The following is a 22,418-nucleotide window of genomic DNA, read 5'->3' as shown; positions in this document are numbered from 1 at the left end:
CCGCCGAGCCCTCCCACCGGCCAGTTGTGTCGGTGCCGTTGACAAAGCGGTGACCTGACGGAAACCTGTCACCCGGTCATCGCAAAAGATTGACTGAGCAGCTCAAAAAGTCTCGCCCACACTCGAATGTTCCCTCGTCGGACATGGAAGGTGCTGTGCGAGGGCCCTGTCGACGTTCGCCCGGTGCATGCGCTTCCGGCCCGTCGTCCCTCCCCGGTGCTGTTCGGGCCGTCGGCGGGGCGCGTCGCGGCCGGTCGCCCGGGTGAGGAATCAAGAGGACTTCATGCGACTGAGAAACCACGGGCGGCGAGTGATCGTCGGCTCGGTGATGGCGGGGCTGATAGGCGTGGGGACGCTCCCCGCCCCCGCCCACGCCGCCGAGGGCCCCAACCTCGCCCTGGGAAAGCCCGCGACCGCGGGCGGCACGAACGGCGGCTACGCCGCCGGCAACGTCACGGACGGAAGCCAGGCGTCCTACTGGGAGGGCCCCAACGGCTCGTTCCCGCAGTGGGTGCAGGTCGACCTGGGGGCCAGTGCCGAGGTCGACCGGGTCGCGCTGAAGCTGCCCGCCTCCTGGGGCTCGCGCGTCCAGACCCTGAGCGTGCTCGGCAGCACGAACGGCACCTCCTTCACCGCGCTCTCCGGATCGGGGGCCCGCACCTTCGACCCGGCCGCCGCCAACACGGTCAGCATCCCCGTCACCGCGACCACGGCCCGCTACGTCCGCGTGCAGGTGGCCGCCAACACCGGCTGGAACGCCGCCCAGCTGTCCGAGCTGGAGGTCTTCGGCGAGGACGACGGCGGCGGTCCGGTCGACCCGCCGCCCAACGGCACCAACCTGGCGCGCGGCAAGCCGATCGAGGCCTCGTCGGTCACCCAGTCGTACGTGGCGGCCAACGCCAACGACGGGAACACCGGCACCTACTGGGAGTCGGCCGGCTTCCCCGCGACCCTGACCGCCAGGCTCGGTGCCAATGCCGACGTCGAGGCGGTCCGGATCAAGCTCAACCCCGACCCGGCGTGGGGCCCGCGCACCCAGGCCGTCGAGGTGCTCGGCCGCGAGCAGTCCGCGTCCGGCTTCACCACCCTCAAGGCCCGTGCCGACTACCGGTTCAGCCCGTCCTCCGGCGACAACACGATCACCGTCCCGGTGACCGGCCGCTACGCCGACGTACAGCTCAGGTTCTTCGCCAACAGCGGTGCTCCCGGCGCGCAGGTCGCCGAGTTCGAGGTGGTGGGCGCCGCCGCCCCGAACCCGGACCTCACCGTCACCGACCTCGCGTGGACCCCCTCCTCCCCCTCGGAGACGGACCCCGTCGAGGTCAGCGCCACCGTCCGCAACGCCGGGACCGCCGCCTCGCCGGCCACCTCCGTCGACGTGAGCCTCGAAGGCGCCGTGGCGGGCAGCGCGCAGGTCGGCGCGCTCGCGGCGGGTGCCTCCACGACCGTCAGGATCCCCGTCGGCAGGAAGGCGATGGGCAGCTACACCGTGTCCGCCGTCGTCGACCCGGCGAACGGCGTCGTGGAGCAGGACGACACCAACAACAGCCGGACCGGTGCCACCAGACTGGTCGTCGGCCAGGCGCCCGGACCCGACCTGACGGTCACCGCGATCACGCCGAACCCGTCCTCCCCGGCGGTCGGCGCGCAGGTCTCCTTCACGGCCACGGTCCAGAACCGGGGCACCGCCGGCGTCGCCGCCGGCAGCGTCACCCGCCTCACCGCGGGAACCAGCACCCTGAACGGCTCCACCCCGGCGGTCGCCGCCGGACAGTCGGTCACCGTGCCGCTCTCCGGCACCTGGACCGCCGCGAGCGGAGGCGTCACCCTCACCGCGACGGCCGACGCCACCGCGGTCGTGGCCGAGACCAACGAGAACAACAACGTCTTCAGCCGCTCCCTGGTCGTCGGCCGCGGTGCCGCCGTGCCCTACACGGAGTACGAGGCGGAGGACGCCCGCTACCAGGGCACCCTGCTCACCGCCGACGCCACGCGCACCTTCGGCCACACCAACTTCGCCACCGAGTCCTCCGGCCGCAAGTCGGTCCGGCTCAACTCCACCGGTGAGTACGTGGAGTTCACCTCCACCAACGCCGCCAACTCCCTCGTCGTGCGCAACTCGATCCCGGACGCAGCCGCCGGCGGCGGGCGGGAGGCCACGCTGAGCCTGTACGCCGACGGCCAGTTCGTACGGAAGCTGACGCTCTCCTCCAAGCACAGCTGGCTCTACGGCACCACCGACGACCCGGAGGGGCTCAGCAACACCCCGGGCACCGACGCCCGCCGCCTGTTCGACGAGTCCAACGCCCTGCTGGCCCAGTCCTACCCGGCCGGCACCAAGTTCCGGCTCCAGCGGGACGCGGGCGACACCGCCTCCTTCTACATCATCGACCTGATCGACCTGGAGCAGGTCGCGCCCCCGGCCTCCCAGCCGGCCGGCTGCGTCTCGATCACCAACTACGGCGCGGTGCCCAACGACGGCCTCGACGACACCGACGCGATCCAGCGCGCGGTGACCGCCGACCAGAACGGCCAGATCTCCTGCGTGTGGATCCCGGCGGGCCAGTGGCGCCAGGAGCAGAAGATCCTGACCGACGACCCGCTGAACCGCGGGATCTACAACACCGTCGGCATCCGCGACGTGACCATCCGCGGCGCCGGCATGTGGCACTCCCAGCTCTACACCCTCACCCCGCCGCACCTGGCGGGCGGCATCAACCACCCGCACGAGGGCAACTTCGGCTTCGACATCGACCACAACACGCAGATCTCCGACATCGCGATCTTCGGCTCCGGCACCATCCGCGGCAACAACGCCAACGAGGAGGGCGGCGTCGGCCTCAACGGCCGCTTCGGCAAGAACACGAAGATCAACAACGTCTGGATCGAGCACGCCAACGTCGGCGTCTGGGCCGGCCGCGACTACACCAACATCCCCGAGCTGTGGGGGCCCGGTGACGGCGTCGAGTTCTCGGGCATGCGGATCCGCAACACCTACGCCGACGGCATCAACTTCGCCAACGGCACCCGCAACTCCACCGTCTTCAACTCCTCCTTCCGCAACAACGGCGACGACGCGCTGGCCGTCTGGGCCAGCAAGTACGTCAAGGACACCTCGGTGGACATCGGCTCCAACAACCACTTCCGCAACAACACGATCCAACTGCCCTGGCGGGCCAACGGCATCGCGGTCTACGGCGGGTTCGGCAACACCATCGAGAACAACATCATCGCCGACACCATGAACTACCCCGGCATCATGCTGGCGACCGACCACGACCCGCTGCCCTTCTCCGGGCAGACCCTCATCTCCAACAACGCCCTGTACCGCACGGGCGGCGCGTTCTGGAACGAGGACCAGGAGTTCGGCGCCATCACCCTGTTCGCGCAGGGCCAGCCCATCCCGGGCGTCACCATCAAGGACACGGACATCGTCGACTCCACCTACGACGGCATCCAGTTCAAGACCGGTGGCGGCGAGATGCCGAACGTGAAGATCACCAACGTCCGCATCGACAAGTCGAACAACGGCTCCGGCATCCTCGCGATGAGCGGCGCCCGCGGCAGCGCCACCCTGTCGAACGTGACGATCACCAACTCGGCCCAGGGCAACGTCCTGGTCGAGCCCGGATCCCAGTTCGTCATCAACAACCCGTAACACCGCCGGCGGCGCCCGAGGCGCCGTGACGAGGGGGTCCGGCCACGGCGGCGGCCGGACCCCCGCCCCTCCCGTGCTTCCCGTCGACCCCGCAGCCCCTTGTGCGCGGGGCCTTCGGCATGCCCTCGTACGGCCACGACGGGACGGAGGAAGCACGTCTCCGCCGGATGTAGACGCCTTGGCAATTGTCTGCAACTCTCTCACCGCTCGCAGCAAACAGGCGACATCTGCGAGCCAGAGTCCAACCCGACGAGCCGCGCCACGCAGCCATCGCATGCGGGGCCGAGATCGAGGACAGATGAAACTCCACAGCTGGAGATCACGGGGCATGAGCGCCGTGATCGCGACGAGCCTCCTTGCGCTGGGAGGTCCCCTCATGACCGCCCGGGCCGCCGGGGGCCCCAACATCGCCCTGGGCGATCCCGCGGCGGCCGGCAGCGCGCTGCCGGAGTACGGCGCCGCGAACGTCACCGACGGCAACCAGGGCACGTACTGGCAGAGCTCCGGATCGAGCCTGCCGCAGTGGGTGCAGACCGACCTCGGCACGAGCACCCGCGTCGACGAGGTCGTCCTGAAGCTCCCGGCGGGCTGGGAGGGCCGCAACCAGACGCTGTCCGTCCAGGGCAGCGCCGACGGGACCAGCTTCTCCACCCTGAAGAGCTCGGCCACCTACACCTTCAGCCCGGGCGCCGGGAACACCGTCACGGTGGGCTTCCCGGCCGCCCAGGCCCGCTTCGTACGCGTCGACATCACCGCCAACACCGGCTGGCAGGCGGCCCAGCTCTCCGAGCTCGAAGTGCACGCCGCCGACGGCACCTCCGCCAACCTCGCCGCGGGCAGGACCCTGACCGCGAGCAGCCACACCGAGGTGTACGCGGCGGGCAACGCCAACGACGGCAACAAGGCCACCTACTGGGAGAGCCGCAACAACGAGCTGCCCCAGTGGCTGCGGGCCGACCTCGGCTCCTCCGTCCGCGTCGACCGGGTCGTGCTGCGGCTGCCCGACGGCTGGGGCGCGCGCAGCCAGACCCTGAAGGTCCAGAGCAGCGCGAACGGCACGGACTTCACCGACCTCACGACCTCGAAGGCGTACGAGTTCGCCCCCTCCGGCCAGAACTCCGTGACGATCCCGTTCGGCGAGACGACGGCGCGTTACGTCCGGGTCCTGGTCACGGCGAACACCGTGCAGCCGGCGGCCCAGCTCTCCGAGCTGGAGGTCTACGGACCGGCCACCGGGGACACGCAGGCGCCCACGGCCCCGGCGAACCTGGCCTTCACCGAGCCCGCGACCGGCCAGGTGCGGCTCACCTGGACCGCCGCCACGGACAACACCGCCGTCACCGGCTACGACGTCTACGCCAACGGCACCCTGCTCAGCAGCGTCGCCGGGAACGTCACCACCTTCACCGACAACCGTCCGGCCGGCCAGACGGTCACGTACTACGTCCGGGCCAAGGACGCGGCCGGCAACCAGTCCGCCAACAGCAACGCCGTCACCCGGCAGGGCGACACCGGCGACACCCAGGCCCCGACGGCCCCGGCGAACCTGGCGTTCACCGAGGCGACCTCCGGCCAGGTGAGGCTGACCTGGGGCGCCTCGGCCGACAACACCGGCGTGACCGGCTACGACGTCTACGCCAACAACGCGCTCCTGACGAGCGTGGCGGGCAACGTCACCACGTACACGGACAGCCGTCCGGTCAACCAGACCGTCACCTACCACGTCCGGGCCAAGGACGCGGCCGGCAACCAGTCCGCCAACAGCAACACCGTCACCCGCAACGGCAGCGGCGCCACGGGCTCCAACCTGGCCGTCGGCAAGCCGATCAGCGCCTCCTCCACGGTCCACAGCTTCGTCGCGGCGAACGCCAACGACAACAGCACCAGCACCTACTGGGAGGGCGCGGGCGGCAGCTACCCGAACACCCTCACCGTCAGGCTCGGCTCCAACGCCGACCTCGACCGGCTCGTCCTGAAGCTCGACCCGGCCACCGCCTGGGCCGCGCGCAGCCAGACCGTCGAGGTCCTCGGACGCGAGCAGAGCGCCTCGGGCCTCACGAGCCTGGTCGCCGCCAAGAGCTACACCTTCGACCCGGCCGCCGGGAACACCGTGACCGTCCCGGTCACCGCCCGCGTCGCCGACGTCCAGCTCAAGTTCACCGCGAACACCGGCTCCTCGGCGGGCCAGCTCGCCGAGTTCCAGGTCGTGGGCGTGCCCGCGCCCAACCCGGACCTGGAGGTGACCGGCCTGACCACGACGCCGGCCGCCCCGGTCGAGTCGGACCAGATCACGGTCGCCGCCACCGTCCGCAACAGCGGCCCGGCCGCCGCCCCGGCCAGCACCGTCGCACTGCGCCTGGGCGGCACCAAGGTCGCCACCGTCCAGGTCGGCGCCCTGGCCGCCGGGGCCCAGACCACCGTCAGCGCCTCCATCGGCGCGCGGGAGGCCGGCTCGTACGAGCTGAGCGCGGTCGCCGACGAGGCGAACGCGGTCATCGAGCAGAACGAGTCCAACAACACCCACACCAGCCCCACCCCGCTCGTGGTCAAGCCCGTCGCCAGCCCCGACGTGGTCACCACCGCGGTCACGACCACCCCGTCCAGCCCGTCCGCCGGTGACACCGTCTCCTTCCGGGCGACGGTGCGGAACCAGGGCAACCAGGCCACCTCGGCGGGCGCGCACGGCGTCACCCTGAACCTGCTCGACAAGCAGGGCGCCACGGTCAAGACCCTGACCGGCTCGTACAGCGGCAGCCTCGCCGCCGGCGCCTCGACCGTGGTGACCCTCGGCCCGTGGACCGCCGCCAACGGCTCGTACACGGTGCGGACGGTCCTCGCCGACGACGCCGGCGAACTCCCGGTCAAGCGCGCCAACAACACCGCCGCCCAGCCGCTCTTCGTCGGACGCGGCGCCAACATGCCGTACACCACGTACGAGGCGGAGGACGGCACCACGGGCGGCGGCGCCACCGTCGTCGGGCCCAACCGCACCGTCGGCGACCTCGCGGGCGAGGCCTCCGGCCGCAAGGCCGTCGACCTGGACGCGACGGGGGAGTACGTCGAGTTCACCGCCCGCGCCGCCACCAACACCCTGGTCACCCGCTTCTCCATCCCGGACTCCGCGGGCGGCGGCGGCCTCGACTCCACGATCAACGTCTACGTCGACGGCGTCTTCAAGAAGGCGCTTCCGCTGACCTCGAAGTACGCCTGGCTGTACGGCTCCGAGACCGCGCCCGGCAACTCCCCGGGCTCCGGCGCCCCGCGCCACATCTACGACGAGGCGCACCTGCTCCTCGGCGAGACGGTCCAGGCCGGCAGCAGGATCCGGCTCCAGAAGGACGCCGCCAACACCGCCGCCCACTACGCGATCGACTTCGTCGACCTGGAGCAGGTCGCCCCGGTCGCGAACCCGGACCCGGCCGCGTACACCGTCCCGGCCGGCTTCACCCACCAGGACGTGCAGAACGCCCTCGACCGGGTCCGCATGGACACCACCGGCAAGCTCACCGGCGTCTACCTGCCGCCCGGCGACTACCAGACGTCCAGCAAGTTCCAGGTGTACGGCAAGGCCGTGCAGGTCGTCGGCGCCGGGCCCTGGTACACGAGGTTCCACGCGCCCTCGACCCAGGACAACACCGACGTCGGCTTCCGCGCCGAGGCGGCGGCGAAGGGCTCGCTGTTCAAGGGCTTCGCCTACTTCGGCAACTACACCTCGCGCATCGACGGCCCCGGCAAGGTCTTCGACTTCGCGAACGTCACCGACATCGTGATCGACGACATCTGGAACGAGCACATGGTGTGCCTCTACTGGGGCGCCAACGCGGACCGGATCACCATCAAGAACTCCCGGATCCGCAACATGTTCGCCGACGGCGTCAACATGACCAACGGCTCCACGGACAACCACGTCGTCAACAACGACGCCCGGGCCACCGGCGACGACAGCTTCGCGCTGTTCTCCGCGATCGACGCCGGCGGCGCCGACATGAAGAACAACGTCTACGAGAACCTCACCAGCACGCTCACCTGGCGCGCCGCGGGCCTCGCCGTCTACGGCGGCTACGCCAACACCTTCCGCAACATCCACATCGCCGACACCCTGGTCTACTCCGGTGTGACCGTCTCCTCGCTGGACTTCGGCTACGCCATGAACGGCTTCGGCACCGAGCCGACGACCCTGGAGAACATCTCGATCGTCCGGGCGGGCGGCCACTTCTGGGGCAACCAGACCTTCCCCGGGATATGGCTCTTCTCCGCCTCCAAGGTCTTCCAGGGCATCCGGGTGAACAGCGTCGACATCGTCGACCCCACCTACAGCGGCATCATGTTCCAGACGAACTACGTGGGCGGACAGCCGCAGTTCCCGATCAAGGACACCGTCCTCACGGACATCTCCGTCACCGGGGCCCGCAAGAGCGGCGACGCCTGGGACGCCAAGTCCGGTTTCGGCGTGTGGGCCAACGAGATGCCGGAGTCGGGGCAGGGCCCCGCTGTCGGCGAGGTGACCTTCAACGGGCTGCGGATGAACGGCAACGCCGTCGACATCCGCAACAACACCACCACCTTCAAGATCAACGTCAACCCGTGATCCCGCCGCCTCCCGCCGTCTCCCGCGCGTGACGGAGGCCGGCCCGGGCCCCGGAGGGGACCCGGGCCGGCCGCGACGCCGCGGGACACTCCGGCGCGCCTTCGCGCGCCCTTGATCACCTCCGTTTCCTGTCGACCAGGTACGCGCCGGTCACGTTTCGATTACGCCTTACTGTCGTGCAATTGCGAAATCAGCGCGAGATATTGCGTTCACTTGTTGGTGGTGGTTGAGTGTGCCGCACCCCGCCAAGCCATCGGCGGCGGGGACCTCCACCTCACGCGCCGCTCCTCCTCGTTCATGCCCGAAGGGGTCCACTCATGAGAACTGCCCGGTTCCGTCGCAGCCGTCGTGCCGCCGCGATCACCCTCGTCTCCACCCTGTCGCTGACCGCGCTCGCCGCCTGCGGCACGAGCAGCAGCAACGACGACAACAGCGACGGATCCCAGCAGAACGGTTCGTCCGACCCGACGGCGCCGCTGGACCCGAAGACCAAGGTGACGCTCACGATCGACTGCATGCCGCCCAAGGCGAAGGCGGCCGAGCTGAAGGAGTGGAAGGAGGACGTCGCCGAGTTCAACAAGACGTACCCGAACGTCACCATCGAGGGCCGCTCCACCCCCGGCCAGTGCCTGGAGCCCCCGCGCTTCACCGCGATGCTCAAGGCCAAGTCGCAGCCGGACGTGTTCTACACGTACTTCACCGACCTGCCGCAGGTCCTCGACAACGACGGCGCCGCCGACATCACGGCCTACGTCGACGACAAGTCCGTCCCGGCCCTGAAGGACATCGACCCGAACGTCCTCGGCTCGCTCAAGCAGGACGGCAAGCTCTACGGCCTGCCCACCAGCAACTACACCATGGGCCTGCTGATCAACCGCAAGCTCTTCAAGGACGCCGGCCTGGACCCCGACGCCCCGCCGCGCACCTGGGACGAGGTCCGCACCGCCGCCAAGAAGATCGCCGGCCTGGGCAACGGTGTCGCCGGATTCGGCGAGTACAGCGCGGGCAACACCGGCGGCTGGCACTTCACCGCCCAGATGTACAGCCTCGGCGGCGACGTCGTGGACGCGAGCGGCAAGAAGGCCGCGTTCAACACCGACCTGGGCCGCCAAGTGGTGAAGAACCTCCACGCCATGCGCTGGGAGGACGACTCCATGGGCAAGACCCAGCTGCTCAAGTGGGGCGACCTCCAGAAGCAGATCGCCACCGACAAGCTCGGCATGTTCCTCGCCGCTCCCGACGACATCGCCTACATGGTCCAGCAACTCGGCGCCAAGTACGAGAACTTCGGCATGGGCCCGATCCCCGGCGGCAAGAACACGCTCGCCGGCGGCAACAACTACATGATCAAGAAGGGCGTATCCGGCGACAAGATCAAGGCCGCGATCGCCTGGCTCAACTTCAAGAACCTCACCGTCGGCAAGGGCCAGTTCGACTGGGCCCGCACCAAGGCCGACGGCCTCCCGGTGGGCATCCCGCAGCCCAACTTCTGGCTGAACGAGTCCAAGACCAAGGACGACGCCGCCCGCGCGGAGCACGCCACCATGCCGGTCGCCAACTTCAAGACCTTCATGGACAACCCGGTCGCCGGCAAGAACGAGCCGCCGAAGGCGCAGGAGGTCTACAAGGTCCTCGACAACGTCATGTCCGCCGTCCTCACCAACGAGGACGCCGATGTCGACAAGCTCCTCTCCACCGCCGAGGCGCAGGTCGACCAGGTCCTCGCCAACCAGTGAGCGGGTCCGGGCGGGGCGGGCGGGTGCCCGCCCCGCCCACGGGCCGGTCCCCGTCGACCGGCCCGCCCGTACGCCCGGCGCCCCCGGGCCCCGAAACCGGCAGACAGCACCGAGGAGAGACGATGTCGGCCCCCAGCCTGACCCCGAGCAAGGCGGACACCCCCCGCCCCTCCCCGCCACGAGAGGCGGCCCCCGCACCGGCCGGCGGCCGGTTCGCCCGGGGCCTCCGGCGCAATCTGACCGCCCACGGCTTCCTCATCGGCGCGGTGCTGTGCTTCGGCGTCTTCTCCTGGTACCCGATGGTGCGGGAGTTCTTCCTCGCCTTCCAGAAGACCGAGGACGGCCGCACCACCTGGGTCGGCCTCGACAACCTGAACACGGTCCTCAACGACCCGGCCTTCTGGCAGGCGTGGGGGAACACCGCCCTGTTCACCGTGCTCGCGCTGGTCCTCGGCTTCGCGGTGCCCTTCCTCGTCGCGGTGGTCGTCAACGAGTTCCACCACGGCCAGGGCTACCTCCGGCTCCTCGTCTACCTGCCCGTCATGCTCCCGCCGGTCGCCTCGGTCCTCCTCTTCAAGTACCTCTACGACCCCGGCTACGGGCTCCTCAACGAACTGTTCACCTCGGTCGGGCTGCCCGAACAGCAGTGGCTCCAGGACCCGGACCTCTCGATGTTCGCCGTCGTCATCGCCTCCACCTGGATGAACATGGGCGGCGCGACCCTGATCTACCTCGCCGCGCTCCAGTCCATCCCCGGCGAACTGTACGAGGCCGCCGAACTCGACGGCGCCGGCCTGCTGCGCAAGATCTGGCACGTCACCATCCCGCAGACCCGCCTCATCCTGTCGCTGATGGCGCTCATGCAGGTCATCGCCACGATGCAGGTCTTCGTGGAGCCGTTCCTGCTCACCGGCGGCGCGGGCCCCGAGGGATCGACCACGACCGTCGTCTACCTCATCTACCAGTACGCCTTCAACTTCAACAACTACGGTGCCGCGGCGGCGCTCGGCCTGCTCCTGCTCGTACTGCTCGCCGGTTTCTCGGCGGTGTACGTCAGGCTCAGCCGCGCCGAGGACGAATAGGACCGGAGACCAGCCATGTCCACACGCACGCTCATCTCGCCGGCCGTCCTCGCCAGGCCCCGCGGCAGGGTCCTCTACTGGACCGTCCTCACCGCCGTCGTCCTCCTCTTCACCCTGGTCTTCCTCGGCCCCCTCTACTGGCTCGTGTCCAGCGGCTTCAAGGACGCCCAGGAGGTCATCCAGACCCCGCCCACCCTGGTCCCGGGCACCTTCGAGCCCGGGAACTACTCACGGGCCTGGGAGGTCATGGACCTCGCCACCCTCCTCTTCAACACCCTCTACTACGCCTTCGGCGCCCTCGCCTTCCAGCTCGTCCTCGACGTCGCCGCCGCCTACTCCCTCTCCAAGCTGCGGCCCGTGTTCGGCAAGGCGATCCTCGGCATGATGCTCGCCACCCTGATGATCCCGGCGACCGTCCTCGTCGTCCCCCAGTACCTCACCGTGCTCGACGTGCCCGTCGTCGAACGCAACCTGCTCAACACGCCCTGGGCCATCTGGCTGCCGGCCGTCACCAACGCCTTCAACATCTTCCTGCTGAAGCGGTTCTTCGACTCCATCCCCAAGGAACTGCTCGACGCCGCCTCGATGGACGGGGCCTCGCCCCTGCGGGTCCTGTGGTCGATCGTCCTGCCGATCTCCCGCCCCATCCTCGGCGTCGTGTCGATCTTCGCGGTCGTGGGGGTGTGGAAGGACTTCCTCTGGCCCATGCTCACCCTGCCCGACCCGTCCAAGCAGACGCTCAACGTCGGCATCTACTCGCTCTCCAACGGAGTCCCGGTGAACGTGCTGATCGCCGCGCTCACCATCGCCTCCGTCCCCACGCTGCTGATCTTCCTGGTCTTCCAGCGGAACATCATGAGCGGCCTCACCGCCGGCGGCCTCAAGGGCTGAACAGGCCCGAGCCCCGCCCCGTCACGAGCCCGCACCCCATAAGCCTTCGCCGCCGGCCCCTCCGCCGCCCCGCTGTCCGGGCCGGCGGCGAAGAACCGCCCTGCCCGAAAGGACCGTCCCGTGGCAGCCCCTCATCCGCCCCGCACCGACGACTGGTGGCGCGACGCCGTCATCTACCAGGTCTACCCGCGCAGCTTCGCCGACGGTGACGGCGACGGCACCGGGGACCTCGCGGGCGTCCGGGCGAGACTGCCCTACCTCGCCGAACTCGGCGTCGACGCCGTCTGGTTCACCCCCTGGTACGCCTCCCCGATGGTGGACGGCGGCTACGACGTCGCCGACTACCGGGCCATCGACCCGGCCTTCGGCACCCTCGACGAGGCCGAGAAGCTCATCGCCGAGGCCGCCGAACTGGGCCTGCGCGTCATCGTCGACATCGTTCCCAACCACGTCTCCGACCAGCACGCCTGGTTCCGCGCCGCCCTCGCCGCCGGCCCCGGCAGCCCCGAACGGGAACGCTTCCACTTCCGCCCCGGCCGCGGCGAGAACGGCGAACTCCCGCCCAACGACTGGCCCTCGCAGTTCTCCGGCAACACCTGGACCAGGGTCCCCGACGGCGAGTGGTACCTCCACCTCTTCACCCCGGAACAGCCCGACCTCAACTGGGCCCACCCCGAGGTCCGCCGCGAACACGAGGACATCCTGCGCTTCTGGTTCGCGCGCGGCGTCGCCGGCGTCCGCATCGACTCCGCCGCCCTCCTCACCAAAGACCCCGGCCTCCGCGACTTCACCGAGGGCGTCGACCCCCACCCGTACATCGACCTCGACGAGATCCACGACGTCTACCGCTCCTGGCGGGCCGTCGCGGACGAGTACGGCGGCGTCTTCGTCGGCGAGGTCTGGCTGCCCGACGCCGAGCGCTTCGCCCGCTACCTGCGCCCCGACGAACTGCACACCGCCTTCAACTTCAACTTCCTGTCCTGCCCCTGGGACCCCGACCGGCTGCGCCGCACCATCGACGACACCCTCGCCGAACACGCCCCCGTCCACGCACCCGCCACCTGGGTGCTCTGCAACCACGACGTCACCCGCACCGTCACCCGCTACGGCCGCGAGGACACCGGCTTCGACTTCGCCAAGAAGCGCTTCGGCACCCCCACCGACCCGGACCTCGGCACCCGCCGGGCCCGCGCGGCCGCCCTGCTCACCCTCGCCCTGCCCGGCTCGGTCTACCTCTACCAGGGCGAGGAGCTGGGCCTGCCGGAGGCCGACATCCCCCTGGACCGCATCCAGGACCCCATGCACTTCCGCTCCGGCGGCACCGACCCCGGCCGCGACGGCTGCCGCGTCCCCCTTCCCTGGGAGGCCGACGCCCCCTCGTACGGATTCGGCGCCGGTACGGACCCGTGGCTGCCGCAGCCGGCCGAGTGGGGCCGCCACGCCGTCGACCGGCAGACCGCCGACCCGGACTCGATGCTCGCCCTCTACCGCACGGCGCTGGAGCTGCGCAGGGCCGAAGCCGCGCTCGGGGACGGAACCATGAGGTGGCTGCCGTCGCCCGAGGGGGTCCTGGCCTTCGCCCGCGCGGAGGACCTCCAGTGCGTGGTCAACCTCTCCGGCACGCCCGTCGACCTCCCGCCGCACACCGGCGTCCTGCTGGCCAGCGGACCGCTGCCGGCGGACGGCTCCCTCCCCACGGACACCGCCGTCTGGCTGCGCACCTGACCGCGCCGCCCACGGCGGGACGCCCGGTGCGCGCCCCCGGCCACGGGGACGCGCACCGGACCCGCAGCCCCCACGGCCCGGGCCCCGCACCCGGGCGACGTCCGCGTCACCTCCGACAGAAGTGAGCCCGACATGAGTCCGAGCCGATCAGGACGCGGCGCGCGCGGCGGCCGAAGAGCCGCCCTGACGATCGCCGCCCTCGCACTGAGCACGAGCGTGCTCCTCGACGGCGTGGCCGCGGCGGGCACCGGGGACCGGGAACCGCCCGCCCGGGGCCCCGTGGTCACCCGCGCCGCCCTCGCCACCGAGCTCGTCGAGGGCCGCGGCGCCACCGTGGCGTTCGACGAACAGGAGGCGGAGAACGCCGCCACCACCGGCACGGTCGTCGGACCGGACCGCACCCCGTACACCCTCCCCTCCGAGGCGTCGGGGCGCTCCGCCGTGCGGCTGACCGCCGGGCAGTACGTCGAGTTCGTCCTGCCCCGGAACGCCAACGCCCTCACCGTCCGCTACAGCGTCCCCGACGCGCCCGGAGGCGGCGGCATCACCGCCCCGCTCGACGTCACCGTCGACGGACGCCACCGCGCGACGATGACGCTGACCTCCCAGTACTCCTGGCTCTACAACCAGTACCCCTTCACCAACGACCCGCGCGCCGACCTCCTCCACCCGGACTGGTGGATCACCGAGTGCGCCTGCGTCCCGGCGGCCACCACACCGGCGCCGGAGATCGCCAAGCCCTTCCGGCCCACCCACTTCTACGACGAGCAGCGCCTCCTCCTCGGCCGTACGCACCGGGCCGGCGACCGGGTCCGCCTCACCGTCCCGGCCGGCAGCCCCGCCGCCTGGACCGTCGTCGACCTCCTCGACACCGAACTGGTCGCCCCGCCGCACGTGGAGCGCGGGGGAGTGAACGTCCTGGCCTTCGGCGCCGACCCCACCGGCCGCCGGGACGCGGCCCCCGCCGTCGAGCGCGCCATCGCCTTCGCCCGCCGCGTCGACCGGCCCGTGTACCTCCCACCGGGCACCTTCCGGGTCGACCGGCACATCGTCGTCGACGACGTCACGATCGTCGGCGCCGGCAACTGGCACACGATCCTCAAGGGCCGCCGGGTCACCCTGGCCGAACCCGCGCCCGACGGCTCCCGCCACACCGGCGTCGGCCTCTACGGCAGGAGCGCCGCCGAGGGCGGCAGCCGCGACGTGCACCTGCGCGGCTTCGCGATCGAGGGCGACGTCCGCGAGCGGATCGACACCGACCAGGTCAACGCCATCGGCGGCGCCATGACCGACTCCACCGTCGACGGTCTCCACCTGCACCACACCAAGGTCGGTCTGTGGTTCGACGGCCCGATGTCGAACGTGAGGGTCACGAACAACGTGATCACCGACCAGATCGCCGACGCCCTCAACCTCCACACCGGCGTCACCGACTCGCTCGTCCACAACAACTTCGTCCGCAACACCGGCGACGACGGCCTGGCCATGTGGTCGGACACGACCGCCGACGCCCGCAACACCTTCTCCCGCAACACCGTGCAGTCCCCGACCCTCGCCAACGGCATCGCGATCTACGGCGGCGAGGACAACACCGTCCGCGGCAACCTCGTGGCCGACCCCGTACGGGAGGGCAGCGGCCTGCACGCCGGCTCCCGCTTCGGCGCCGAACCCTTCACCGGCGCCCTCCGCTTCACCGACAACACCACGGTCCGCGCCGGCACCCTCGACCTCAACTGGAAGATCGGCCTCGGCGCCATCTGGTTCTACGCCCTCGACAAGAGCATCGACGCCGACGTCCGGGTCACCGGCGACCACTACCTCGACTCCACCCACAACGCGATCATGCTCGTCAGCGAGTACGGGGTGAAGGACCGGGTCGACGTCCCGGCCGTCCACTTCAAGGACGTCCGCGTCGACGGCACCGGCAACTCCGTGCTCAGCGCCCGGGTGAAGGGCTCCGCCACCTTCGAGAACGTCGACGCCCGCAACGTCGGGGCCGTCGGCGTCAACAACTGCGGCTCCTTCGGCTTCCCCGCCACGGGATCGGAGTTCACCCTCACCGACCTCGGCGGCAACGACGGCGGCTGGCTCGCCCCGTGGCTCCTGCCCAACACCCTCACCTGCGACGACCGCCCGCCGGTCGTCGCGCCCCCGGCGCCGTCCCGCTGGTGACGCGGACGCGGAGGGCGCGCGGTCGGGGACCCCGGCCGCGCGCCCGGTGCCCGGCGGCGGCGACTCGTCCCGCCGCCCCCCTCAGGACACCCGGTCCGCGGCCAGCGCGACCGCGAGGCCCGGGATGCCGAGCGCCTTCTCCTGCTCGGGCGTGGCCAGGTGGAGGCTGTTGCTCAGCTGGTAGGGGTCCGCGTCCAGGTCGTAGTACTCACGGAACGTGACCCGGCCCGTCCCGCCGACGTTGCCGGCGGCGTCCGTGTGGAGCTCGTAGTACTCCGTGTACTGGCGGTCCTTGGCGACGTACGAGGACCAGGTGTTCTGCCCCTCCGTGCCCGTGCCCTGCCTCCACCACTCGATCAGCAGGTGGTCGCGGGAGTACCCGCCGAGCAGCGAACGCCCGTCGTGGGGCGTGTCCGGCGTGATCCCGGCCGCGTCGAGCACGGTCGGGGCGATGTCGATGTTCGCCACGATCCGGTTGTCGGTCGTGCCGCCGCCGAGGCCGCCGGCGGGCCAGGAGAGGTAGAACGGCACCTCGTGGGCGGGCCGGTAGGGCACGCCCTTGCCCCCGAGCCCGTGGTCGGCCCAGTTGAAGCCGTTGTCGCCGATGTAGATCACCAGCGTGTTGTCCAACTGCCCCAGGGCCGCCAGCTTGTCGCGGAACGCCCCCACCGCGTCGTCCACCGAACGCAGCGTCCGCAGCTGCTTCGCCCGCGTCAGCCGGCCGTCCGCGAGCGTCTGCGTCGCGTTGCGGACGTACGCGGGCTTGTCGCCGCGGTCGGCCTCGGGCACGGACGGACGCCCGTCCCAGGCGGGCACGTCGGTGCCGGCGTACTTGGGCTCGGGGGTGTTGGGCCCGTGCGAGGCGTACGGGGTGACGTACGCGAACCAGGGCCGCTCGTCCGTGCGGGACTTGTCGATGAAGGCCAGCGTGCGGTTCTTCACCACGGTCGTCGTGTAGCCGGGCACGGTCCGCACCGTTCCGTCCACGTTGAACGTCCCGTCCACGTACGACGGCCTGAGCAGCGCGAACTCCTCGAAGTGCGGCGGAGCCTCGGCCAGGTCCCAGGAGTTGAGGTACTTCCCGAACAGCCCCGTCCGGTACCCCGCCTGCTTCAGGTACCGCTGCAGCGTCGTGTGCTGGTCCAGCGAACGCGACGCCCCGTTGTTCCGCACCCCGTGGTTGTGCGCGTACCGCCCGGAGAACACCGACGAGCGCGACGGCGCGCACAGCGGCGTGGTGGCGTGCCCGTTCGTGAACCGCACTCCCCGCCCCGCCAGCCAGGCGACGGTCTTCGGCGTCGCCCACTCGGTCTGCCTGGGCTGGTCGTCGGTGACGATCAGCAGCACGTTGGGCCGCGCGGCGGCCCGGGCGGGCGCGGCGGCGAAAGCGGGAACGGTGGCACCGGCGGCGACGGCCGCGGCACCGGCCAGCACCCCCCGACGACTGGGACCGGACGATTTAGGCGTGTCCATGACAGTAACCCTCTCGGCTGTGTGCGGAACGACGAAGGCGGCGAACCCGACGCTACGACCGCGCCCACCCACGATCCATGCACGCGAAACCAAGAGTTCGTTGCGGCACTGTTGCCGCGCCGCTTCGTCCCGCCCCGCACCCGGAAGAAGCCGGAGGTCCCGCCGTGATCCCGGTTCGACGGTCCGGCCGCTCCACGGCTTCCTCCATGGTGCGCAGCGTCCGGGCGATCTCGCCCGGAGCCCGGAGCGAGGGCCGTTCGCGGGCCGGACCGTCGCAGTGGCTCGGGAACTCATCCCCTGCGATCACCCTCAGTTACTATGCTCACTTCATGCCGGAGGCCGGCGATGGCAGGCGAGAGAGATGGGTGGCCAGGGAAAGTGTTGGAAGAGGTCGTAGCGACCCGCTACGTCACGCCCCTGCGTGAAGGCGGCTCGCTCCCCGGGATCGTCGAGGCCGACGATCTCGGCACGTACGTCATGAAGTTCACCGGTGCGGGACAGGGGCGCAAGACCCTGGTCGCCGAGGTGATCTGCGGGCAGCTCGCCCGCCGGCTCGGGCTGCGGGTGCCCGAGCTCGTCACCATCCAGCTCGACCCGGTCATCGGGCTCTCCGAACCCGACCAGGAGGTGCAGGAGCTGCTCAAGGCGAGCGGCGGGCTCAACCTGGGCATGGACTTCCTGCCGGGGTCGCTGGGCTTCGACCCGCTGGCGTACGAGGTGGACCCGGCCGAGGCGGGAAGGGTCGTCTGGTTCGACGCGGTGATCAACAACGTCGACCGGTCCTGGCGCAACCCGAACATGCTCGTCTGGCACGGCGACCTGTGGCTCATCGACCACGGCGCCACCATGATCTGGCACCACAACTGGCCGGGGGCGCGGGCGTCCGCCGCCAAGCCGTACGACGCCTCCGACCACGCGCTCGCCCCCTTCGCACCCGACGTCGCCGCCGCGGCCGCCGAGCTCGCGCCGCTCGTCACCCGCGAGCTCCTGGAGGGGGTCGCCGCCGACGTGCCCGACGAGTGGCTCGTCGACGAGCCCGGCTTCACGGGCCCGGACGAGGTGCGCGCCGCCTACGTCGAGGCGCTGCTGCCCCGCGCCGCCACCATCCACGAGCGGATCACGCTCGGACCGCGCACCGAGGACCGGCCCCAGCGGCCGCCCGGCTGGCTCGCCGACCGCCTCGCGCCCCGGCCGCGCCCCACCGGGAAGGCCACCGAGAAGCCCACCGAGAAGGACAGCACCACGTGAGCGACCGTGACGTCTTCGAGTACGCGCTGCTGCGCGTGGTGCCGCGGATCGAGCGCGGCGAGTGCTTCAACGCGGGCGTGGTCGTCTACTGCCGCGCCCGCTCCTTCGTGGCCGCCCGCACGCACCTGGACGAGGCCAAGCTGACGGTGCTCGACCCGGCGGCCGACGTGGCCGGCGTCCGGGCGGCCCTCCGTGCCGTCGAAGGGGTCTGCCTCGGCGGGGACGCGGCCGGGCAGGCCGCGCGCGACGACGCGGGGCGTCGTTTCCGCTGGCTGATCGCGCCGCGCTCCACGGTCGTGCAGCCGGGGCCCGTGCACACGGGCCTCACCGCCGATCCCGAGGCCGAGGTGGAACGCCTGCTCGATCTCCTCGTGCGCTGAGCGTCCGTCCCCGGACGGAGGGTGACCAGGTGCACCCGGTGGGCCGTTGACACCGGGTGCCAGGGCTTCTAGCGTCTCGTCTGCGGACGATACTAAGCGGTCGCTCATGTGCGGGACGCAGGAGCGGACGCCGGTCCGGCCGCCACCAGGGACGATCCAAGGGCGAGGAGAACCAAGCATGTCCACCACCGAGCAGCGCGTAGCCGTCGTCACGGGCGCCGCGCGGGGCATCGGCGCGGCCACCGCGCTCCGCCTCGCGGCCGAGGGCCGCGCCGTCGCCGTACTCGACCTCGACGAGGCGGCCTGCAAGGACACCGTCGAGAAGATCACCGCCGCGGGCGGCACCGCCCTCGCGGTCGGCTGCGACGTCTCCGACGGCGCCCAGGTGGAGGCCGCCGTCGCGCGCGTCGCCGCCGAGCTCGGAGCGCCGACGATCCTCGTCAACAACGCGGGCGTGCTCCGCGACAACCTGCTCTTCAAGATGTCCGAGTCGGACTGGGACCTCGTCATGAACGTGCACCTCAAGGGCGCGTTCCTGATGGCGAAGGCCTGTCAGAAGCACATGGTGGACGCGGGCTTCGGCCGCATCGTCTCCCTCTCCTCCTCCTCGGCGCTCGGCAACCGCGGCCAGGCCAACTACTCGGCCGTCAAGGCCGGTCTCCAGGGCCTCACCAAGACCCTCGCCAAGGAGCTCGGCAAGTTCGGCGTCACCGCCAACGCCGTCGCCCCGGGTTTCATCGTCACCGAGATGACCGCGCAGACCGCCGAGCGCGTCGGCATGGGCTTCGAGGAGTTCCAGGCCGCCGCCGCCTCCGTGATCCCGGTGCAGCGGGTCGGCCGCCCCGAGGACGTCGCCCACGCGATCGCGTTCTTCACGGGCGACGACGCGGGCTTCGTCTCCGGTCAGGTCATGTACGTGGCCGGCGGCCCGCTCAACTGACGACCGGGACACGAGGAGACGCACATGAGCACGCAGGAACAGCCGGAGCCGTCCGGCAAGGTCGCCCTGGTCACCGGCGCGAGCCGCGGCATCGGCTACGGCATCGCCGAGGCGCTGGTCGCCCGCGGCGACCGGGTCGTCATCACCGGACGCGGCGAGGAGGCCCTCAAGGAGGCCGTGGAGCGCCTCGGCGCGGACCGGGCGATCGGCGTCCCCGGCAAGGCCCACGACGAGGCCCACCAGGCCGCCGCCGTCGAGGCGGCGATGGACGGCTTCGGCCGGGTGGACTTCCTGATCAACAACGCCGGCACGAATCCGGTCTTCGGCCCCATCGCGGACCTGGACCTCAATGTGGCCCGCAAGGTCTTCGAGACGAACGTGATCTCCGCGCTCGGCTTCGCCCAGCGGACCTGGCACGCCTGGCAGAAGCAGAACGGCGGCGCGATCGTGAACATCGCCTCGATCGCCGGCGTGTCCGCCTCGCCCTTCATCGGGGCGTACGGAATGAGCAAGGCCGCGATGGTCAATCTGACCCTTCAGCTCGCGCACGAATTCGCGCCGGTCGCGCGGGTCAACGCCATCGCCCCGGCCGTCGTCAAGACGAAATTCGCGCAGGCGCTCTACGAGGGCCGCGAGGCGGAGGCCGCCGCCTCCTATCCGCTCGGCCGGCTCGGCGAGCCGGCCGACATCGGCGGCGCGGCGGCCTTCCTCACCTCCTCCCAGTCGGAGTGGATCACCGGCCAGACACTCGTCGTCGACGGCGGGATTTTCCTGAACGCCGGAGTCGGGTGACCGATAACCGGACACTTTCCGGAATTCGTGTCCGGATTGCGCCCGGTTCTGCAATGAATGCCTCAAGTGCCCCGTCGGTCTCGAACATTGACCTGACGGGGTGCTGCGGTATCGTCGGCCGACCCATGGCTGAACGAGGAGCGTGCACGTGTTCAACCGGACCAGTCTGCAGGCGGCTGCAGCCCTTGTGTCCATATCCCTGGTGACCGGATGCGGTGTCTTTTCGGACAGTGAATCCGCCGGGGATCAGAGGCTCGTGGTCGGTACGACGAGTTCTCCCTCCACGCTTGATCCAGCCGCGTCCTGGGACAATGCCTGGGAACTCTTCCGGAACGTCTTCCAGACCCTGGTGAGTTTCCCGACGGGCAGCACGACGCCGCAGTCGGACGCCGCCGACTGCAAGTTCACGGACACCGCGAGCCGGGTCTTCGAATGCAAGCTCGTCGACGGCCTCACGTTCTCCAACGGGCACAAGCTGGACGCCAAGGCCGTGCAGTACTCGATCGAGCGCATCCGCACGATCAACCACAAGGGCGGCCCCAATGGCATGCTGGGCTCCCTCGACAAGATCGAGACCGTCGGCGACCGCACGGTCGTCTTCCGCCTCAACAAGTCGGACGCCACCTTCCCGTTCATCCTCGCCACCCCCGCCATGTCCATCGTGGACCCGGCCGAGTACCCGGCCGACCAGCTCCGCTCCAAGGACGGCAAGGTCGCCGGCTCGGGACCGTACGTCCTCGACTCCTACACCGAGGGCGGATCGGCGGAGCTGACGAAGAACCCCACGTACAAGGGCTTCGCGCACCTCAAGAACGGGGGGGTGACCATCAAGTACTTCAAGGAGTCCGAGGCGATGGTCGCGGCGCTCAGGAAGAAGGAGATCGACGCCACCTACCGCGGCCTCACCGCCGAGGAGGTCGTCTCCCTCCAGGACGACAAGCCCGAGAACCAGGGCCTCCAGCTCGTCGAGTCGACCGGCGCCGACATCCGCTACCTCGTCTTCAACACCCAGGACCCCTCGGTCGCCAAGCTCCCCGTCCGCAAGGCCATCGCCCAGCTCGTCGACCGCGACGAACTGGTCAACCGGGTCTACCAGGGCACCGCCGAACCCCTGTACTCCATGGTGCCCAAGGGCATCGCGGCCCACACCACCAAGTTCTTCGACCGCTACGGCACGCCGAGCGCCGAGAAGGCCACCGAGATCCTGCGCGACGCCGGCATCGACAAGCCGGTCAAGCTGACCTTCTGGTACACCACGGACCGCTACGGCTCCTCGACGGCCGCCGAGTTCAAGGAGCTCAAGCGGCAGCTGGAGGAGTCCGGGCTCTTCGAGGTCACCGTGCAGGGCAAGCCCTGGACGGAGTACCAGGCGGCCTACCAGAAGGGCGAGTACCCGGTCTTCGGCCGCGGCTGGTTCCCCGACTTCCCGGACCCGGACAACTTCGTCGCGCCCTTCGTCGGCAAGGAGAACGTCCTCGGCACGCCCTACCTGAGCTCCCGGATCACCGACGAGCTCCTCCCGAAGTCCCGCCGCCAGAGCGACCGCGGGACCGTCACGGACGAGTTCGTGGAGGCCCAGGAGATCATGGTCAAGGACGTCCGGCTGCTGCCCCTGTGGCAGGGCAAGCTCTACATCGCGGCCCGCGAGGACATCGGCGGCGGCGAGCGCGCCCTCGACCCGCAGACGGTCATGCAGATGTGGGAGCTGCACCGCCGGGCCAGCTGGTAGCGGA

General features: G+C 70.6%; 13 protein-coding genes. 12 read left to right on the top strand and 1 reads right to left on the bottom strand.

Features of this window, described 5'->3' with window-relative positions; all coding sequences use genetic code 11:
• Positions 1 to 283 precede the first annotated feature (283 nt).
• The 7 genes from ACFY7E_RS23520 to ACFY7E_RS23490 all read left to right on the top strand — a co-directional run bounded on the left by ACFY7E_RS23520 (position 284) and on the right by ACFY7E_RS23490 (position 15,852).
• The gene (locus tag ACFY7E_RS23520) at positions 284 to 3,658 is read left to right on the top strand and encodes a CARDB domain-containing protein (RefSeq protein WP_389487816.1); all 3,375 of its coding nucleotides are present in this window, start codon (positions 284 to 286) and stop codon (positions 3,656 to 3,658) included.
• 328 nt (positions 3,659 to 3,986) lie between these two features.
• Complete coding sequence (locus ACFY7E_RS23515) at positions 3,987 to 8,246, top strand: discoidin domain-containing protein (RefSeq protein ID WP_389487814.1); 4,260 nt, start codon at positions 3,987 to 3,989, stop codon at positions 8,244 to 8,246.
• A 317-nt stretch (positions 8,247 to 8,563) separates the two neighbouring features.
• A complete protein-coding gene (locus tag ACFY7E_RS23510; RefSeq protein ID WP_389487812.1) occupies positions 8,564 to 9,982 on the top strand; it encodes an extracellular solute-binding protein in 1,419 nt (472 codons plus the stop codon).
• 122 nt (positions 9,983 to 10,104) lie between these two features.
• Positions 10,105 to 11,064: a carbohydrate ABC transporter permease gene (locus tag ACFY7E_RS23505; RefSeq protein ID WP_389487810.1), complete on the top strand. Its 960-nt coding sequence runs from the start codon at positions 10,105 to 10,107 to the stop codon at positions 11,062 to 11,064.
• Positions 11,065 to 11,079: 15 nt separating this feature from the next.
• Entirely contained in the window at positions 11,080 to 11,955 is an 876-nt protein-coding gene (locus ACFY7E_RS23500) for a carbohydrate ABC transporter permease (RefSeq protein WP_389487808.1), read from the top strand.
• A gap of 120 nt (positions 11,956 to 12,075) precedes the next feature.
• Positions 12,076 to 13,680 (top strand): glycoside hydrolase family 13 protein, encoded by a 1,605-nt coding sequence (locus tag ACFY7E_RS23495; protein WP_389487805.1) that lies wholly within the window; start codon positions 12,076 to 12,078, stop codon positions 13,678 to 13,680.
• 132 nt (positions 13,681 to 13,812) lie between these two features.
• A complete protein-coding gene (locus ACFY7E_RS23490) occupies positions 13,813 to 15,852 on the top strand; it encodes a glycosyl hydrolase family 28-related protein (RefSeq protein WP_389487803.1) in 2,040 nt (679 codons plus the stop codon).
• A gap of 81 nt (positions 15,853 to 15,933) precedes the next feature.
• Here ACFY7E_RS23490 and ACFY7E_RS23485 read toward each other — a convergent pair whose 3' ends face one another.
• A complete protein-coding gene (locus ACFY7E_RS23485; protein ID WP_389487801.1) occupies positions 15,934 to 17,325 on the bottom strand; it encodes a sulfatase in 1,392 nt (463 codons plus the stop codon).
• A 378-nt stretch (positions 17,326 to 17,703) separates the two neighbouring features.
• Between ACFY7E_RS23485 and ACFY7E_RS23480 the strand changes: the two genes are divergently transcribed.
• From ACFY7E_RS23480 to ACFY7E_RS23460, 5 genes are all read left to right on the top strand, one after another.
• Entirely contained in the window at positions 17,704 to 18,573 is an 870-nt protein-coding gene (locus ACFY7E_RS23480) for a HipA family kinase (RefSeq protein ID WP_389487799.1), read from the top strand.
• Positions 18,570 to 18,953: a DUF3037 domain-containing protein gene (locus ACFY7E_RS23475; protein ID WP_389487797.1), complete on the top strand. Its 384-nt coding sequence runs from the start codon at positions 18,570 to 18,572 to the stop codon at positions 18,951 to 18,953. The genes ACFY7E_RS23480 and ACFY7E_RS23475 overlap by 4 nt, the downstream gene beginning before the upstream one ends.
• 178 nt (positions 18,954 to 19,131) lie before the next feature.
• Positions 19,132 to 19,893 (top strand): 3-oxoacyl-ACP reductase FabG, encoded by a 762-nt coding sequence (gene fabG, locus ACFY7E_RS23470; protein WP_389487795.1) that lies wholly within the window; start codon positions 19,132 to 19,134, stop codon positions 19,891 to 19,893.
• Between the two features lie 24 nt (positions 19,894 to 19,917).
• A complete protein-coding gene (locus tag ACFY7E_RS23465) occupies positions 19,918 to 20,685 on the top strand; it encodes an SDR family oxidoreductase (RefSeq protein WP_389487793.1) in 768 nt (255 codons plus the stop codon).
• Between the two features lie 148 nt (positions 20,686 to 20,833).
• The gene (locus ACFY7E_RS23460; RefSeq protein ID WP_389487791.1) at positions 20,834 to 22,414 is read left to right on the top strand and encodes an ABC transporter substrate-binding protein; all 1,581 of its coding nucleotides are present in this window, start codon (positions 20,834 to 20,836) and stop codon (positions 22,412 to 22,414) included.
• Positions 22,415 to 22,418 lie beyond the last annotated feature (4 nt).

Source organism: Streptomyces sp. NPDC012825 (assembly GCF_042900925.1).
In the GTDB taxonomy this organism is placed as follows: Bacteria; Actinomycetota; Actinomycetes; order Streptomycetales; family Streptomycetaceae; genus Streptomyces.
This window is presented reverse-complemented; position numbering and strand designations above follow the sequence as displayed.